Origin of the sequence: Sphingobacterium sp. SG20118, assembly GCF_044740685.1 — a bacterium.
Lineage (GTDB): Bacteria > Bacteroidota > Bacteroidia > Sphingobacteriales > Sphingobacteriaceae > Sphingobacterium.
In genome coordinates this window covers 1,701,578-1,719,677 of sequence record NZ_CP172826.1, presented here as the reverse complement: position 1 = coordinate 1,719,677, position 18,100 = coordinate 1,701,578, and the positions used below count along the sequence as shown (strand labels likewise).

The 18,100-nt window shown below is 35.0% G+C and carries 17 protein-coding genes; 4 read left to right on the top strand and 13 right to left on the bottom strand.

All coding sequences use genetic code 11. The features are described 5' to 3' along the window. Nucleotides 1-581: 581 nt before the first annotated feature. Nucleotides 582-1,829, bottom strand: coding sequence for a hypothetical protein (locus ACFX5U_RS08050; RefSeq protein WP_400263009.1), 1,248 nt, complete (start codon nt 1,827-1,829; stop codon nt 582-584). Nucleotides 1,830-2,093: 264 nt separating this feature from the next. On the opposite strand from ACFX5U_RS08050, the gene ACFX5U_RS08045 reads away from it, so the two are divergent. Then, a complete protein-coding gene (locus tag ACFX5U_RS08045) occupies nt 2,094-2,258 on the top strand; it encodes a hypothetical protein (protein ID WP_400263008.1) in 165 nt (54 codons plus the stop codon). Nucleotides 2,259-2,623: 365 nt separating this feature from the next. Here the strand turns inward: ACFX5U_RS08045 and ACFX5U_RS08040 are convergent, their stop codons facing one another. From ACFX5U_RS08040 to ACFX5U_RS08015, 6 genes are all read right to left on the bottom strand, one after another. Further along, nucleotides 2,624-4,048: an amino acid racemase gene (locus tag ACFX5U_RS08040; protein ID WP_400263007.1), complete on the bottom strand. Its 1,425-nt coding sequence runs from the start codon at nt 4,046-4,048 to the stop codon at nt 2,624-2,626. A gap of 407 nt (nt 4,049-4,455) precedes the next feature. Next, nucleotides 4,456-5,160 carry a substrate-binding domain-containing protein gene (locus tag ACFX5U_RS08035; RefSeq protein WP_400263006.1) on the bottom strand — a complete coding sequence of 235 codons (705 nt, stop codon included), beginning with the start codon at nt 5,158-5,160 and terminating at the stop codon, nt 4,456-4,458. Nucleotides 5,161-5,515: 355 nt separating this feature from the next. Then, nucleotides 5,516-6,028 (bottom strand): M20/M25/M40 family metallo-hydrolase, encoded by a 513-nt coding sequence (locus ACFX5U_RS08030; RefSeq protein WP_400263005.1) that lies wholly within the window; start codon nt 6,026-6,028, stop codon nt 5,516-5,518. Next, nucleotides 6,003-6,410, bottom strand: coding sequence for a M20/M25/M40 family metallo-hydrolase (locus tag ACFX5U_RS08025; RefSeq protein WP_400263004.1), 408 nt, complete (start codon nt 6,408-6,410; stop codon nt 6,003-6,005). Before ACFX5U_RS08025 ends, ACFX5U_RS08030 begins: the two co-directional genes overlap by 26 nt. Continuing rightward, nucleotides 6,382-6,672 (bottom strand): hypothetical protein, encoded by a 291-nt coding sequence (locus tag ACFX5U_RS08020; protein WP_400263003.1) that lies wholly within the window; start codon nt 6,670-6,672, stop codon nt 6,382-6,384. Before ACFX5U_RS08020 ends, ACFX5U_RS08025 begins: the two co-directional genes overlap by 29 nt. 475 nt (nt 6,673-7,147) lie before the next feature. After that, complete coding sequence (locus tag ACFX5U_RS08015) at nt 7,148-7,489, bottom strand: winged helix-turn-helix transcriptional regulator (protein WP_400263002.1); 342 nt, start codon at nt 7,487-7,489, stop codon at nt 7,148-7,150. Nucleotides 7,490-7,581: 92 nt separating this feature from the next. Here ACFX5U_RS08015 and ACFX5U_RS08010 point away from each other — a divergent pair, with 92 nt between their 5' ends. The 3 genes from ACFX5U_RS08010 to ACFX5U_RS08000 all read left to right on the top strand — a co-directional run bounded on the left by ACFX5U_RS08010 (nt 7,582) and on the right by ACFX5U_RS08000 (nt 10,684). After that, the gene (locus ACFX5U_RS08010) at nt 7,582-8,220 is read left to right on the top strand and encodes a peroxiredoxin-like family protein (protein ID WP_038697682.1); all 639 of its coding nucleotides are present in this window, start codon (nt 7,582-7,584) and stop codon (nt 8,218-8,220) included. Then, a complete protein-coding gene (locus tag ACFX5U_RS08005; RefSeq protein WP_400263001.1) occupies nt 8,217-9,014 on the top strand; it encodes a DNA alkylation repair protein in 798 nt (265 codons plus the stop codon). Before ACFX5U_RS08010 ends, ACFX5U_RS08005 begins: the two co-directional genes overlap by 4 nt. A 206-nt stretch (nt 9,015-9,220) precedes the next feature. Next, entirely contained in the window at nt 9,221-10,684 is a 1,464-nt protein-coding gene (locus tag ACFX5U_RS08000) for an FAD-binding oxidoreductase (protein ID WP_280568624.1), read from the top strand. A gap of 321 nt (nt 10,685-11,005) precedes the next feature. Here ACFX5U_RS08000 and ACFX5U_RS07995 read toward each other — a convergent pair whose 3' ends face one another. The 6 genes from ACFX5U_RS07995 to ACFX5U_RS07970 all read right to left on the bottom strand — a co-directional run bounded on the left by ACFX5U_RS07995 (nt 11,006) and on the right by ACFX5U_RS07970 (nt 18,095). Continuing rightward, nucleotides 11,006-11,260, bottom strand: coding sequence for a TlpA family protein disulfide reductase (locus tag ACFX5U_RS07995; RefSeq protein ID WP_400263000.1), 255 nt, complete (start codon nt 11,258-11,260; stop codon nt 11,006-11,008). 582 nt (nt 11,261-11,842) lie between these two features. Continuing rightward, the gene (locus ACFX5U_RS07990; RefSeq protein ID WP_400262999.1) at nt 11,843-12,499 is read right to left on the bottom strand and encodes an HAD family hydrolase; all 657 of its coding nucleotides are present in this window, start codon (nt 12,497-12,499) and stop codon (nt 11,843-11,845) included. Then, complete coding sequence (locus ACFX5U_RS07985; RefSeq protein WP_400262998.1) at nt 12,490-13,863, bottom strand: glycoside hydrolase family 47 protein; 1,374 nt, start codon at nt 13,861-13,863, stop codon at nt 12,490-12,492. Before ACFX5U_RS07985 ends, ACFX5U_RS07990 begins: the two co-directional genes overlap by 10 nt. A 5-nt stretch (nt 13,864-13,868) precedes the next feature. Beyond that, the gene (locus ACFX5U_RS07980; RefSeq protein WP_400262997.1) at nt 13,869-14,594 is read right to left on the bottom strand and encodes a RagB/SusD family nutrient uptake outer membrane protein; all 726 of its coding nucleotides are present in this window, start codon (nt 14,592-14,594) and stop codon (nt 13,869-13,871) included. Further along, a complete protein-coding gene (locus ACFX5U_RS07975) occupies nt 14,560-15,357 on the bottom strand; it encodes a RagB/SusD family nutrient uptake outer membrane protein (protein ID WP_400262996.1) in 798 nt (265 codons plus the stop codon). Before ACFX5U_RS07975 ends, ACFX5U_RS07980 begins: the two co-directional genes overlap by 35 nt. An 11-nt stretch (nt 15,358-15,368) precedes the next feature. Continuing rightward, the gene (locus ACFX5U_RS07970) at nt 15,369-18,095 is read right to left on the bottom strand and encodes a SusC/RagA family TonB-linked outer membrane protein (protein WP_400262995.1); all 2,727 of its coding nucleotides are present in this window, start codon (nt 18,093-18,095) and stop codon (nt 15,369-15,371) included. Between the last annotated feature and the right edge of the window lie 5 nt (nt 18,096-18,100).

Sequence of the window (18,100 nt, the reverse complement as noted above, 5' to 3'; positions counted from 1 at the left end):
CTTATTATACAAAACAGTAATAAACACACTTTCAGTACGAAAGTGTAAAAGGATAAATGACGTAGTACAGTAATAAATCCGACAGCATGTAAAATCGTTGGATGATGAAACAAAAAAGAGGAAACGATAAGAAACAAAAAATTACTGTGCGGTTGAACGCCAAGATAAAGGGTCTAATGAGAATTAGACCCTTTTGATATATAACAGTATGCTATTGGGTGCCAATAAAATCAGGTACACTCCCGTTGTAACCTGCTCATATATTAATTAGCAGATTTAACTTTTATTCTCCCAACTAGCTCTTTTCAATTCAAACCAATCTGTCAGGTCACCTTCATAATCAAAAGTTTCTTGCAAGTCAAAGCCTAATTTCGTTAGTGTAAGATTACATCATCTTAATTTGTATTTATTCTTTGATAAGTGGTTGGTTAAACTTATCACTAATGTTTCAATGCTTTGGATTCAAAACTTTCAGCTAAACTAAAGAAGTTCAATCAAATAAATCTATTTTAATTTGGCACGAAAACTGCTTTTTTTTTTACCAAACTGTTATTTCAAGCAGACCTTTGACAATTATGTTGCTACATACAATTTTTAAGCAACCTTGTCCAAGTGGTTTTAGTTTTTTCAAAATCATTAAAATGTTTTTTTACATTTTTTCTGTATTTTTCAAATTCAACTAATATTTTGTGAAAATCTTCTGTTTTAAAATAAACACAAAGTTTTGGTATAGTGATTTTTAGATTTTCTTCGATTGTATGCATTGTCGCTTCAAAATTTGCATTATCTATTATGTAAACCAACAATGGCTTATATCTTATCCAACCGATTGTAGCATTTACAAATCGCATTAGTATTTCATTACTTGTATTTTCTATAGGTAACAGAGCCACCGGTAATACACCATTTAATATTCTTTTATACATTGAAAATCCATCGTGAAACGCATAACACGGAACTTTTACAACTTTTAAATCCGTTAATGCTGTACTCATAAAAGTATCTTCACCTCTTGCTCCGGGAGGGTTATAAAATGGTGGAAACTTCTGGTAGTTTTTTAAATTAAAACAGAGATTAGCTCCAGAAATAAATTTCATTCCATTAGTTTCACTTACTTCGTAAGCAGTGGAATTATTCAAAATAGTTTCATCAGCATAAGTTACCCCTTTTTGATTTATAATGATTTGTTTCATTTTGTCCCAAGTAATAATATCGTTGCTCAATGCTTCAATGAACAATTTAAAATCATTTTCAGTAAGAATATCATTAAATTCCAAATAAGGAATAGGGGAAATATATCCGCAATGTAATCCATGGGTAATATCAGCATCATCATTAAATTTCAAATGTGTACTTAAAATACTCTGCCCCATCCACAATAATTTATCATTATCATTTTGGTAGGTAGCTAATGGATATTCATCGTCATCAATGAAAAGCAGTTTATCCATTTTTAGTTTTATGGCAAAGTAGGTTATAATGTTTCTTTTTTTTGCAAAACCTTCTCCAAAAAGCAAATGACAATCTTCAGTATTAATCATATTATCTGCTTCAACCAATTGATCAATTTCCCTGTTTACTTCGTTTACACCATAGAAATGTATAGAATCTACCAAGTCTTTTAGTTCCTGTGGCACTTTTTTAAAATCATCGGTATTGGTGTTTTTATAACGCAAGTCATATGATACTAAAACATGAATTCTCACTTTTTTATTTTCAATCAAGCCGTGTTCAAGCCAACTGTTGATGTATGTTTTTAATAGATTTTGAAAAAGTACACGACCAGTAACAAACCCAATTCCAATATTAATTGTTTTTTTATCACTCATTATTTCTTTGCGTTTTGTTTAAGTATATAGTGCCCAAAATTTTAGGACTATTATTTTTGTAATTTCCAGACTTGTCAATGGATGGAGTGTTTCTTTATGCTTCCCCTTAATGGTGTGGAGCTGGGCAGAGTGGTAGAATTTAAAGTATACATTTTGGATCTAGTACTAAACCCACAATGTTGCCAAACTGCTAGTGGCTGGCATTTTGGCAAGGTACAATAAAAAAATTGGTGACTGAATGGAGCTGAAAAATAATGCAGTGTAATGAATGTACCACTTTTACCTAGCGGTACAGAGTTTACTGTATTGAACATTAATCAAAACCTGGATAACATTCGAGGCCGCATCGACAAGATTTATGAAGATATGATCAAGTCCGAAGGATTTGCTACTGCACAGAAAGTAAATCTCTCTTTTTTTGGGTATTGATGTAATGGGTGATGCGTGCAAAAAGCTGATTTGATAAGTAAATAAGAAATATTAATATTATCAGTCTCAAAATAAATTTCAGATAAGGGTTGCGAGTTTTTTAAAACTAACACCCAATTAGTTGATAAATAAATAATTAACAGACTTTAACATTAAAGGCAATATTGTACTTTTAAAGAATGTATACAAAAAATTATATCGAATTTATGTACTTCGATACCAACATTTTTTATTTTAGTAAAAGCATTTGCAGCTAAAACTTATATAAAATGGTGAGTAATTCGGTTAGTGGGTAAACTTCACAAATAGGGAAATTTACCATTACAAGTAAAACAATTTAAAATTTTATTGATATTAAAAAAAATCTAAACTTTAGATAAATTCACGATTTTTTTTGCCAGCACAAGTGTCGGATCGACTAAAGGTATGATTTTATCTTCATTAACAATTTCCGATTCATCTGGAAACATTAACGGAAGTTCTGTACAACCTAATATAATAACATCAGCTCCTTTTCGAATAATGAAATCTACAGCTTTTAGTATATTATCTTTACAAATACCAGCAGTAAAATTAGCTTTTACCCCCCGTTCTCCATAGATACTCTCCATTACATACTTTTGATGTTCTTCATCCGGAATAATGACTTCAAAACCAAACTCAGTTAGTACATCTAAATATACATTACTCTGGACTGTACCACTTGTTGCAAGAAGACCTACTTTCGTATTTGATCCGAAATTCCTGTTAATATACTCAACTGTAACGGTAAGCATATTGATGATAGGAACTGTTAAATGCTCCTGTATGCTCTTAACAAATGCATGTGCTGTATTACAAGGAATAGCAATTGCATCTACACCTGCAGCTTCTAACTTCTTACAAATAGAAAACATAGCTATTGTTGGATCTGTCTCTTTTCGAATCAAATGTGCTGTGCGGTCAGGTATTTGTGGATTTTGTTCAATGATCATCTTAATATGATCTTGATCTCTCTTTGCTGCAGTATTAATAATAATTTTATTCATAAAATCCACCGTCGCGGAAGGACCAACACCTCCTACAATACCTAACTTAAAGGGCTTTAAAACATCCTTAGTAAAATTTCCTAATGCATAATCTACATAAATTTGGTTAACATCAAGTATAGGGACACCTCTTTTCCAAAGTTGTTCCGTAACGAGTGAAAGCTCGGAAACACAAGGTACAATAACTTCACACCCCTTATCCATTAGCTCGGAACAAGCTGTATAAACATATTCCAATGGTATTCCATCGAAATATCCTTTCTTTATACCATTTTCCCCATAAACAGCTTCCATCAAATGCTCCTGGTCAGTTGGAAAAAACAAATCGTATCCTTGGAAATAACGTTTAAGAATATGATTCTCTTTTACATAATCAGAGGTAAGAATACCAATCTTAACATTCTTTTCAAATGAAGATTTTAGATACAGTGAAAGTGCATCAAAGATATTAACAATTGGAATAGAAATTTCCTTTTGAAGTTCTTCAAAAAAAGTATGGCTGGCAAAACATGGCAATAATATTTTACTTACTGATTTGCTCTCAAAACTTTTACTTAAATTGTAAGAATAAAACTTCCTAGATTTAATATCGTCCTCATGATATAGAGGTGAATTTATCTGACTATAAGGTTGTTGTTCAAAAATAAATTCATATCCCTTTTGGTTTTTAAGCACTTTTGGATTCTTAAGAAGCTTAAATAGGACGTCTGCACCAGACAACGTTCCGAGCCCTCCAATTACAGCAATTTTTTCGTTTATCATGATTAAATATGAGGATAATTTACTTTAATACTCTTATTTGTTTAAAATGAACGTATTTATGTTATCACTAACATAACATTGACCATCTTCCAACAAAGTTTGTACATGAATTTATTAATATTATTCAGCATTTATAAGTTTAATGTATATATCTGAATCTTACCTTAACTAATTACACGCAAAACTAAAGAATTCCAATCAGATGATTTCCGTCCAATTTCAGGAGTATTCTGAAAGTAGAAAAATTTGCTATTTTGACCTGATTTTCAATAAATATTTCAAGTGTTAATTCCTCTAATTGGTCACAGCTGGCTTGGCTAATAAAAAACTCAGCTGCCGCTTTAGTAAAGTTCAACCTTTTGACAACGGTGTAGAATACCATTTATAAGAAATCAATCATGGAGTGGCTATTGCCAACCCCATTTTTTAAAAACCTTGTGCGCAGGATCACTTTGAAGAAACTTCATGAATGATAACGCCTGTGTTTGATGAGCGCCCTTTAAGGTCGGTGCTATAGGCGTTCCCCTATAGGTCTGGAGTTCCGATGACAATTCAACTATTTCAGTTTCATTCTTGAGGTTCTCATGCCAGGACGCGTAAGTAATCCATGCATCAAAAGAAGAATCTTTTTTCCAAGCTTCGATGCCAAGCCCTGTATTGGCAAAGGACTGTCCGATATGGGATTGAATTTTTGCAATGAGATTTTGTTTGCCTACTATATCTTCCCACAACCCCAATTGACCGGCACCGTTCACATCAAGGATTTGGATTCCAGGTTTTGCCAGATCCGCTATACTTTTTATTTGCTTGGGATTGCCTGGTCTGACCAAAATTGCAGCGCGTCTTTGATAAAGCGATATACGGTCTTTGGAATCAATTAATCCCTGATGCTGTTGATCGAATTGGGTCAACATGTATTCGGATCCGCCGAATATCAGATCTGCATTCTGTTCTGCCATCGCTAACCACTTACTTTCCGGCCCACCCACAACTTTCACCGGAATCCCGGTTTTAATTGCGAACAATTGCGCACATTCCTTCATGGGAGACAATGGTCCTCCTGGTCCGTATACATACAATGTGTCTGACTGAGCCATAGCTAAGCTGGACATAAAAGCTATAGCTATAATCGATATTACTTTTTTCATAACCTGTTATCTAGTTGTAAAACCATATTTTCGATTAACTTGTTTGGCGGCATCACTGATAGTCAAAGTTCTAAAAATAAATACTTTATCAATTACTAAAAAAGTTACGCTGACTTATTCCACCCAAATTTAGTCTTCTGAATAAATGAAGAGTCTGATTTTATTAATTTGAAACCATGACTGTGTAAGTTAGCATTAAAATTTTTAAAATAGCATCTTTTAAAAGCGCTCATTCTGTCACTGTCTAAGGTTTATAAGATTACTTTTTTTCTAATCCTACCTCAAGGAGGGAAATATTGGCGGTTTTTAATTTTCTAAACTACTTTAAATATTCCTCTGTCAGCCCTACCCAATAAGCTGCACCAAGAGGTAAAATATCTTGATTAAAAACATAATTCGGATGATGAACCATAAATGTATCACCATTGCCAAGCATACAATAGCTACCTGGTTTCTTCTGAAGCATAAAAGCAAAATCTTCACTGCCCATATAAGGATTTCCTGGATACACAACTTTTCCTTCTCCAAAAATGTCACGAGCTACATTTGCAGCCCATTGCGTATTTTCAGGAGTATTAACAAGTACCGCCCCTGGAATACCCTCCCTTATTTCGTAATGACAGTTAAATGCTTCGGCTTGTGATTTCGTAATGGAACAAACTTTATTTAAAACCATTTCGCGTAACTTAGAATCCATATTCCGAATACTTAATCGAAGTATAGCATTTTGTGGAACAACATTACCCGCATTCCCTGAAATAAAAGCGCCAACCGAAATCACTGAATTTTGCCAAGGAGATACATTTCTAGACACAATGGTTTGCAAAGCCATTACCAATGACGATCCGCACACAATAGGATCTATTCCTAATTCTGGCATGGAAACCATGGCTTCCCTTACCAATGATCTCAATTTCCCAATTATCTACTGCAGCCATCATCTCACCATCGTAAAAATAAAACTTGCCTATTTCCAATCCGGGCATATTGTGCATTCCGTAAACTGCATCTACAGGGAATCTTTCAAACAAGCCATCCTTTATCATCGCAGGACCCCCTTCCATTGTTTCTTCGCCAGGCTGGAAAATGAGTCGGACAGTCCCATTGAAATTCATAGTTTCTGATAAATATTTTGCGGCACCCAACAACATGGCTGTATGTCCGTCATGCCCGCAAAGATGTCCTTTACCTTTTACTTTTATACTGAAGATCATTTACTTCCTGAATAGGAAGTGCATCAAAATCAGCTCGCAATCCAATAGATTTCCCTCCATCCCCAACTGTCATGGATGCTACGATGCCTGTTTTCCCGACACCTTCCACTACATCAAAACCAAAAGATTTTACTTTATCGGCAATAAACTTTGACGTTTCAGCCTCCTGCATGGCTAATTCTGGGGACTGATGTAAATGCTCCATCCACTCCTTCATTTCATTGTGAAGAACCTTAGTGCACTCTAATATGGTTGTATTCATTATTGGATTTTTATTATTAACATAATAGAAGAAGAATAGTTCATTAATTCTTTTGCATGGTTTTCTTGATAGTAATAATAGTCAGAATTATCATGAACAGATTAAAGAATAGCCCAATCATTGCAGCTTAACGCATCAGAATATTATCCTATTTCCGCAAAAGTGAAGTTGGAGAGTTAGACCTTTCCAAATTTGATGTTGATTATGTTGTCACTTATGAATTATCCAATTCTGTGAATAACACTTGAATTAATATTAATCTCTTGGGCAAAAGAATAAATAACAATATAAAAAAACAACTCTCATTCGTGATTAAATTTACTCAAAAAAATCTTCCAGAATATCTGAAAGTTAGCATATTTACTTTATTAACAACGCAACCAAAATACAACTTCTATTTCAGTTGCTGAATCTCAGCTGTACGAGTGAAAAAAGTGAGAAGATTATAAAATGAGTACTTTACAGACGACAGCAATTATTCTTCGTTAGAATGCTCTAATAACACTTTGCCCCAGTCATTTAGTTTCCAAAGGACATCAACCAATTTTTCACCAAGGGGAGTAAGAGAATATTCTACTCTTGGAGGTAATACATTGAAAGATTGTTTGGTTAAAATTCCGTCCGAAACCATTTCATTTAATTGTTGGTTTAAAACACGTCTATCTACTTTTACGATACCTCTTAACATTTCACTAGGCCGTTTTTCACCCTCGTTAATACGCCATACGATAGGGATTTTCCATTTCCCACTAATAGCATTAACGGCAAATTCCAATGGACATATTTTTTCTTCTATCGCTCGTTCCTTTGTATTCATAAAATTGACTTTTTTGTCCCATAGGGACAATTATATGCGGTATTGTGGTTCTGAATTTAATTTCAAAACTTTACAAAAGTATAAAACAATATATGAAAAATTTAAAACAACAAATTGAGGAATTAAATGAAAATTTGGCAAAACAACTTCCAACAAAAATTTTAGAGGTATTCGGTAAATCTATTCAGGATTTGAAAGCCCGAAACATCGAAGAAGATAGCATCGATACAGGCGATACATTTCCTGATTTTAGCTTACCAAATACAAACAATGAAATTGTAGCATTAAAAGAGCTTTTAAAAAACGGAAAAGTAATTGTAGCTTTTTTTCGAGGTAGTTGGTGTCCATATTGCAATCTCGAACTGAAAGCATTGCAAGATAATCTAAAGCAAATTACTAACCGAAGAACAACGCTTATAGCAATCTCACCGCAAACGCCAGATTACAGCGACGAATTAAGAAGTAATCATCACTTAGATTTTCATTTACTGACGGATAAAAACAATAAATTAGCTAAACAGATTGGTATCTCATTCGGACTTCAGGATTATGTAATTCCGGTCTATGGTAGTTTAGGAATAGAACTATCCGAATACAACAAGAATGACAATAACGAATTGCCTACCCCTGCCATTTTCGTAATAGATACAAACGGTAACATTACATACAAATTTGTTGATACAAATTATATGAACAGGATAAATATCCAAGAATTGATTGAACAATTATGACTGAAAGAAAAGGAGCAAGAAGCACAAAGGATATTCCGGAAAATATTTTAGCACAGCTTAATCGTGGGGAAATTGAAACAGCCAATCTCGTAGAATGGTTGGCCATTGATCAACGGTTTTTATTGGAAAACTTACTTGTAGAACATCAAAGAACGGATTATTTAAAACCCATGCTATCTAAAATTGACCAACTGAAAAAGCAAACCGTAAATACGATAAATGAAGCTATCGGAACAGGTCTTTTTGAGCAAGCAATAAAAAATAATGATAGCGATTTTTTAACGGTAGTGTCAAAACATAAAGCTGATTTAGTCCGCTGTTGGGCTGCATATACTATTGGAAAAAACGAAGAACTGAACATTATAGGAATACTTGAACAAATTCAACCATTTTCAGCTGATAAGCATTTTGGAGTAAGAGAAATCAGTTGGTTGGCTGTAAGGAAGAAAATATCTCAAAATCTTATCCAAAGCGTTGAAATACTTTCAGAATGGACCTCAAACCAAGATGAAAATATAAGAAGATTTACCACTGAAGCAACAAGACCGCGTGGCGTTTGGTGCGAACATATCGACGAACTAAAACAAAATCCCGAATTGGCCTTATCAATTTTAGAACCATTAAAATCCGACAAATCAAAGTACGTTATGGATAGCATTGGCAATTGGCTCAATGATGTCAGTAAAACCTGTCCCGATTTTGTAAAAGAACTTTGTCAACGTTGGGAAAAAGAAAGCGAAACAAAAGAAACAAAATACATTATCAAAAAGGCATTGCGGACTATCAATAAATAACAGATAATACTCAGATTACTAAAACAAGTGAAACTCCCCTATCCTTTTTACATGGAGCGGAAAACAACTTTTTAATTTTTTTTTCATATATTAGAGTAACAATTCATTTTTGCTACGTTGCGCCTTAATGGATTTTTTTCACTTCTATTCTTTTCCATCTAGCTAATCCCTAAATCGTTTTCTGCTATTTTAGAACTAACAAACAAATGAAGAAAAAACATTTTTGGATAATTGGACTTTTGACAATAATCATATTTTTGTCTATTCCAACTTTTCATATCTTAAAAATAAAATGGAATGAAAAGAATTTAATCATTGATATTCCCAAAGGTTTTACAGATGATGCTAGTCAGCTGAACCTAACAAAAGTTGATACAATCATTCAAGTTCCTACCGACAAAAAAGAAATTGAAATTCAACTAAAATATGTCTTAAAATATGCAAAAGAAAATAATTTAAAAATTTCAATTGCGGGTGCAAAACATAGTATGGGAGGACACACCATTTATCCAAATGGAATATTACTAAATATGCTTCCTTACAATCAAATGGAACTTGACACAACTAATAATATTTTGACTATTGGCTCAGGTGCATTGTGGGAAGACGCCTTAAATTATTTAGAAAAGTACGGTAAATCTATTGCCATAATGCAAGCATTCAGTTCGTTTTCGATTGGTGGATCAATTAGTGTAAATGGGCACGGTTGGCAAAAAAACTTACCACCAATCGCTGCAACTGTAGTTTCATTTACTTTAATGAAAGCAAACGGAGAAGTTGTCAATTGTAGCAGACAAGAGAATCATGAACTTTTCAAATTGGTAATTGGGGGTTATGGTTTATTTGGAGTTATTTTAGACGTAAAGTTAAAAGTTGTAGAAAACGAAGCATTACAATATAAATATATTCGATTAAATCCTGACAATTATGTAAACCATTACAAAAAGTACATTTCACAGAATCCAAATGTAAATCTAGTTTTTGGCCGACTACGAATTTCAGACAAGCATTTTTTAGAAGAAGCAACATTAAACTTTTTTGAGAAGGTTAACGGGACAATACCTACCTTACAAACCAACAAAAACACTGAAATGCAAAGATTAGTGTTTAGAGGCAGTGTAAACAACGAATATGGAAAACGTCTTCGTTGGGATTTGGAAACTGGAGTGAGTAAAGTTTTTAAAAACGAAATTTATTCAAGAAATGAACTTTTAAACAACCACGTTTCACTAATTGAAAATAAAGACACTTCTTCGACTGACTTACTTCAAGAATATTTTATTCCTGAAAGGAATTTTAATCAATTCATTGCGGATATAAAACCTGTTCTCAAGAACTCAAAGATAGATTTACTGAACATAACTATTCGCGGCGTTCAAAAAGACAATGACAGTTATTTAAATTATGCAAGAGAAAATGTCTTTGGTTTTGTCATCTTATTCAATCAAAAGAAAACAGATATCCAAGAGACAGAAATGAAAAAATTGACAAACCTACTTGTCGATAATGCATTAAAAAACGAAGGAACTTTTTATTTACCTTATCGCTTACATATTGACAGGGTCAAAATGAGAAAATCGTATCCAAACGCAGACATATTTTTTCAACTAAAACTAAAATATGATCCAACTGAATTATTTAACAACAAATTTTACGAACATTACAAATAAAACAACAAAGCTCAGCAGTTTGTCAAAAATTAAATTACCATTCGATTATTATTAAGCCTGAAAAAGTGCATGAAAGTAAAGAGCTTATTCGACTTTTCATTCGTATTTGTTTTTCTCTTTATCCAGGGCTTCACCTTATTAAGTGCTTCAAAAGGGAAGTGAAAACTCTTTAATTTTCTATTCTATTTCCTTTAAAAATAACTCATCGGCTCCTTCCCAACTGCCCAGAATTTCTCCATTTTTATTTACCAATAACCTTAAAGTTACCGCAAAGATCAAAAGCTCCCTTCTGATACTTTGTAGAACACCCGATTTATAGGATTAGTGCTCCCATACATCTATTTTATCATCAGAAATAGCATTTTCCCATTTTACCAAATTCTTATCAATGGATATGGATAGTGTTTGAACCTTATATTTTCCTCTCAAAGCTAGCAGCTGCGGGTGTTCTTTTCTGCACGAAATACACCAACTCGCCCAAAAATCAATTAACAGAACTTTATCCTTTGCCAAGTCATAAACATGAATAATATCATTATTAAACCTTTTAAAGAAAACCCCCAATAATTTGGTCAAGTGATAAATATATTGTGAGAAATAGCATCAAAAATTTGAAATTTTCATTGTAAGTTATTAACTTTAGTTAGAATCCAAACATGGATTCTAACTAAAGACAGCAGAACACCTTTACCTTGAAGACTTACTGCACATTATTATAAACCACTAAAATTACGATCAATGAATAATCTAAAAAATTATAAGTTCGGTATATTCTATTATAACCCTTCAGACCCTCGTCTTTTGGTTCCTAAACAACTTTCTAGTATGCATGGATTCACACTGAATTTTGCAAAACCGATTAGTTCTGTAATAATGGGCTTATTCCTCTTCCCTGCTGTTGTGCTTATTTATTTAATATTTAGAAATTAGCATAGTTTTAGATGTGCTGAATTCAATGCGTTATTTAAAAATTGGAAATGCCTAAAATAGACAATTTTCTATTATTCGACATTCATTAGGTTGAATGAAACGTATACTTCGTGCATCTTATTATTTTCAATATTTTGCTTATACATAATAATGCTCAATTAATAAATTGCCCCACTAATGTAGTGGAGCAATTTATTTTCCGAAGGAAACATCCCGCCATCAAATTAATTATTTTGATGGCTGATAGCATTCTTGTAAAAAGTAAGCCGTCAACCTTTCAAAATCACTAAAACTCGGCATATAATTTTCTAATCTCCCAAAACCATAATTAACATGTACAAAAGGTATTTTAGCTAATTCACTCTGCTTTTGATCAGATAACGTATCTCCCACATACACCGGTTTTTTAAGGTTATATTTTACGATAAGGTCTTCTATATTTTCAAATTTAGATTTATGATTTTCACCATGAGTCCTATGATCTACAAACAACAGTTCCAAACCATGATATTTTAAAAATAATTTGACCACATTTTTATCACAATTACTGACAATAAAAAGAGGATACCGTTGGTGTAATTCCTCCAATCCTTCTTTGACACGCTTGTACAGAGGAGCTCCCTCTGTTTGGATCAATCGCTCCGTTTCAACTTCAACAGCAGCCACAATTATACTCGCTTTATTCAGATACAAAGCAGGAATTAAAGAGCGGATCACAAAACTTTGCTCCAAACCTATTAAGCCAGCAATGTCTTCCTCATCAATAATCTTGTCAATACCATGTTGTTGTAATGCTACGGTCCAAGCCTTTGCATATAAAACAGCGGCATTCCATAGCGTGCCGTCCAGATCAAACAATATACTATCTACTTGATTTATTTCCATGTTTTAAAGAATGGATGAGCTTCGGTATTTAAAACACATTTGTCTAAGTTAAAAGCTTCTTTGGGTGCAAAAAACAAATAGCAGTATTTCATCGTTTCAGCAAAAAAGAAACTCTCTAACGTATCCCATTTCTCCATGGTTTCCACATTTTTAATCTGTACATACCCATTATCCACTTGACAGTATTTCTCGATCGATTCAAACATATGCTTCCCTTGCTCGTAATATTTTGGGTCTTTTGTATAGTGCCATAAATAATAAGTAGATTCGATAGCTTCCGGTCTGATCATGTAGTAACTATCAATTATATTCATCGTACTGTAATCTATCATTTCAGGCTCAAGACCCTTTAACGTCCACATTTTATAGATGCTCTGTTGCAGTTTTTTCGCTGATTTAAAATCACGATCCAAACAAAGGACAGCTCCATAAAAGCAATCTAATGCTCCAAAACGTGTAGCTGTACGGACACCCGTATCCATATCTGCATATCCATACCAAAATCCAGTACTCACATCATCTGCTAGGTAATTGGCTATTGCTTTTTTGTGAATATCCCACATCTTCTTAAGATCTTTGTCACCAAATAATAACCAACCTTTTAACAAATATTCGTAGTACGCATCAATACGCCCACTGATATGTGCACTTTTATTTACCCATTCTCCAGTATTGATATTGATTTCTGTACCAACCAAACCTATTTTAGAACGGCGCTCAAAAGTTGCGACCACACCACGTTTACATTTTTCATAATAAATGGGGTTTCCTGTCAATTTGCTCAGCATACCATATTCCAATAACATGGATCCAATTTCACATGGATTTGTAATTTCTCCAGCAACGGCACCTGTTTTTAAGTTAACCAATCTATAGGGCATACCTGTTTTAGATTCAAAGACCGGTAACATACGTTTTCCTAAATCCTCTGCCAATTTTAAAAACCTGGGATCTCCATCCAATTGGTAAGCCGACAGTAATCCTCCCATAATCCTGATGGCAATTTCAAATTGTTGAATTTCCATATCAATATCAAAATTCAATTGTGAAAAAATCAGTTCTTTAGCCTCCTCCATCTCTTTTTTCAAGCCCATGATGTGCATGGTGCTGAGGGCATCAACTGGTGTCATCAATAAAGAATGGCTATACCAGTTATGGCCCTTCTTTGCCAAAGGATTTACAGCATCCTGCCCTTTAGCATAGTCCATATATGCACCCCAACCTTTAATAAATGCCGTTTTCACCCTTTCGGCATACATTTCATTCTCATCCTGTTTTGAGCTTCCTGCCTGAGCCATGACTATTGTAAAGCATAGGCTTATCATAATTAGCAATGATTTCATAAATTGTTTTGTCTGTATCATATGTATTATTTTAATAATGGATTAATCTGAACTTCTCGGCTCGGAATTGGGAATTTAAGATTCTCTTCTTTAAAAATTGCGCCACTAGGAAGTTTGAAGCCGATTAAATCGACCATTTTATTTGTTTTTGTATCGAATATTTTTTTCGTTCGCACCATATCAAACCAGATTTTACCCTCGGCACATAATTCAAAATAGCGCTGTTTCTGTACCTCCTCTCGAAATTCGGCCTGCGATAATTTTGAGATGTCCGGCAAACCCGAGCGGTTTCTAATCTGATTGACCGCATCAATGGCCGACTTATCAGGACTTCCGTCAGCTTCATTTTGAGCTTCACTATATACCATTAACAGATCCGCATACCGCAATAAAGGAAAATTCTTCGCCGAATTGGGAGCAGTAGTTAAGATTCCAGGATCCATAAATTTATAAATTGCCCAGGGAAATTCGTGTTTTTCATCTCCTATTTGGAGTGTATTCATAAAAAATCCATGATTATGTCTTCCCCTAAGATCTGCCGCATCATATGCATCCAAAAAGAACGAACTAGGTGAAAAACCACCAAATTGCAACGCATTCACCAATTTAACTTCTTTAGGTAAAAAATAAACAGGTAGACTGCTATTAGCATTATTGATTGCATAGTTGGCCATAAAAATATGTTCCTCTTTATTGTCAAAAGTGGGATTATTTAATTTATTGAACCAGGTCAGTTTCTTGATCCGATTCAAATAGTTTATGTTTATTTGACTGTATCACTTCCAATGCCTTGGTCTTAGCAAGACCATAAAAACTATTATCATTCAGCAATCCCGCCATACTCAAATAAGTCTTTGCCAAAAGAGTTTTCACTGCCATCACGGAGACGCGACCATTACCCTTTGTCGTCGCCGCCAAAGGTTGCTCTTCAGCAAATTTCAGATCCGGAATAATAGCTTTTTCAAAAATATCCCTTACCGGGCTTTTACCGATCAGTGCATCACCTGGGTTTGCCGTAGGAACCATTTTTAAAGGCACATCACCAAAAATATGGACCAACTGGAAATAGAAATAAGCGCGCAAAAAACTCGCCTCCGCCAGCAGTTCATTCTTTTTATTCTCCGACATATTGACTGCAGGTATATAACGAAGACAGTTATTGGCAGCCTCAATTCCCTTATAGCAGCTTTCCCACCAAATTGAAAAATCGGGACTTGTTGCATCAAATTTCAGATTGACATAGTCTGATGCAAATTGCCATTGTGCTTTATTATCGAACATCCCAGTAGGGAGCTCAAGCATAGCATAGGGCATTTCGTCATAACCATATTTATTATAAGGAGCTTTTATATAATTATAAATACCAATTACCGCAGAGTTACATTCTTCTTCATTTGTAAAGAAATTTTTGATCGGAATAGAAGACCTAGCATCCTCTTCCAACTGAGAAGTACATGAGTTTAAATGAACGGTCAATGTACTAATTACTAACAATGTATATAATGATCTTTTCATGATTTTAAGATTTAAAATGTAAGGTTTAATCCCAGAGCATAAGTACGCGCATTCGGGTAACTAAAATAATCAACACCTTGCGTAAACGTATTGCCTGCCGACACCGAAGACAGCTCCGGATCATATCCGCGATATTTCGTACTCAAGAAAAAATTCTGGGTATTCGCTGAAATTTTAAGTCCCTTTATTTTCCATCTATCTAATACCGCGCGAGGAAAAGAATAACTAATATTCAGATTACGTCCACGAATAAAGGACCCATCTTCAACAAAATGACTATCGACATAGCCCGATGGATAATCACTATACAGCGCATCCTGTTGCGTGCGGATAGCAGGCACCATAGTGTTTTGATGTGAAGGCGTCCAGGCATCATCCAATAAACTAGCATAACTGTTAAGATAATATTGGCGATCTTCCAATTCAAAACTAGAGGCATTGACAACTTTATTACCTTTTCTCACCTGAATGGTTGCACTCATATCAAATTGTTTATACCGAACTCCCAAGTTGATAAAAAGCTCATACTTAGGAAATAAATTACCCAGAATCTTTACATCTTGATCATCATATACATAGTCTTTATTGACATCATCCCTTTTGATATCACCTGGCCTTCTATTGTACTTGGCTGCTTCAGTAGCCTCCTCCGTACCCCAGGTCCCCAGTCGCTCATAACCAATAATATCCCCGACCTGTCCCCCAACACGCAATACATTATAAACTAAGCCCCCCGGAACACGCCCAGGCAAAATATCAGCATTATTATCCCCAAGACCCAAGATTTTGTTTCGGTTAGCAGCAATAGCCAACCCCAAGTCTGCCGAAAAATCATTAGTCTGAATTACTTTACCATTCAATGCCACCTCTATTCCCTTATTTTGCACACTGCCAATATTTTGGGTTACACTATTATAACCTGAAACAAAAGAAGTCGGGTTATCAAGCAATAGATCGGTCGTTTTTTTATGATAGATATCAGCAACCAGAGTAAATCTATTATTCAGAAAACCCATATCCACTCCTGCATTGATTTGTGCAGTACGCTCCCACTTAAGATCAGGATTAGCAATATTGCCCATAGTCGTCCCTACATACCTTTTACCGTCTAGGTACACCAAAGTATTATTATTTAACGTCCCCAATGACATATACGGTGAAATACTAGAATTACCCGTTATTCCATAGCTACTGCGTACTTTAAGCTGGTTTAACAGCTCATTAGATTTCAAAAAAGACTCTTCCGAAACGTTCCATCCCAATGCTACAGAAGGGAAAAAGGCATATTTATTGCCACTGCCAAATTTTGAAGAACCATCGGACCTACCCGTCAGAGTCAACAAATATCTATCGTCGTAACTATAATTGAAACGAGCGTAATAAGAATTCAACAATTCTTTTCTATAGTACGAAGTAGGAGTACCTGGGACGGCCCCAGCTGCGAGGTTGTTATATTGGAAATAATCAACCGAAAAACCCGTAGATCCAGCACCAAATCCATCACCCGTACTGCTCGTCCAGCTTGTACCCAAGACAGCATTGATACGGTTTGCGCCGAAAACCCTATTGTAATTCAAGAAATTTTCAGATTGCCAGTAGAGCGTCTTTCCATAATCGATAGCAGCCCGACCACTGACATCCACACCTATATCCAACAAATATTTAGACGCATAGAATTGATTGTTGGCATCAAAAAACTGCGCTCCAAACGTAGATTTAAACTCCAAGCCCTCCATCAATTTGACCCGCATATTGACATTACCTAAAAACTGATGTTCCGTACGATAATACTTCAAATCCTGCAGCAGCTTGACCGGATTATTGGCTGTGTAAATTCCAGTTTTATAAAAACCCAGAAAATCACCGTTACTATCATAATTATAACCGAATCCAAAATCCTGCATCGTACTCGTCGATCCATCCGGATACGCAACCGGCAATATCGGAATCATACCTCCTAGTAGCCGTGTCGCATTCATAGATCCCACAGCATAATCATCGACCTGATTTTTACGATTAAATTGATAAGAAAGGTTGGCCCCAATATCTAACCATTCCCTCAATTTAATGTCCGTATTATACCTTACCGTCCGTTTTTTATAATATGTTTCCCGAAGTAGACCTTCATCATTGATGACTCCAACACTCAAGAGCTGTTTTGCTTTTTCAGTACCTCCCGAGATCGTAAAATGATAAGAAATAGGAGTTGCATTACGACTAGCTTCTTTTTGCCAGTCCGTATCATATAAGGGTTTATTGTCTGTGCCAAATAAATCAGGATACAATTTGTTCAATTGATCTGTAGGAAAAGTCCCTCTTTTAGGATCATATTCCCAAGATCTTTTCATGTAATCCATATACTGGTTTGCATTTAGCATATCTAGGGGTCGGGCAAACTGGTTCAACCCTAGATTTACCTGTGCAGCAATAACATACTCGCCCACTTTGGGAGCTTTAGTGCTGACAATAATAACACCATTAGAAGCCTGAGAACCATAGATTGCCGTTGAAGAAGCATCTTTCAGAACCTCAATAGATTCGATATCATTAGGATTGATCGACTGGAAATCCGCACCGATCACCCCATCCACCACAAACAGCGGCGCACTAGAGGCATTAATAGAATTTATGCCTCGAATAGTTGCAGAGACACCACCACCCGGACGACCAGAATTATTGCTGATATTAAGGCCAGGTACTCGAGCACCGAGAGCCACAAGCGGATTAGAAACTGGCATTGCGG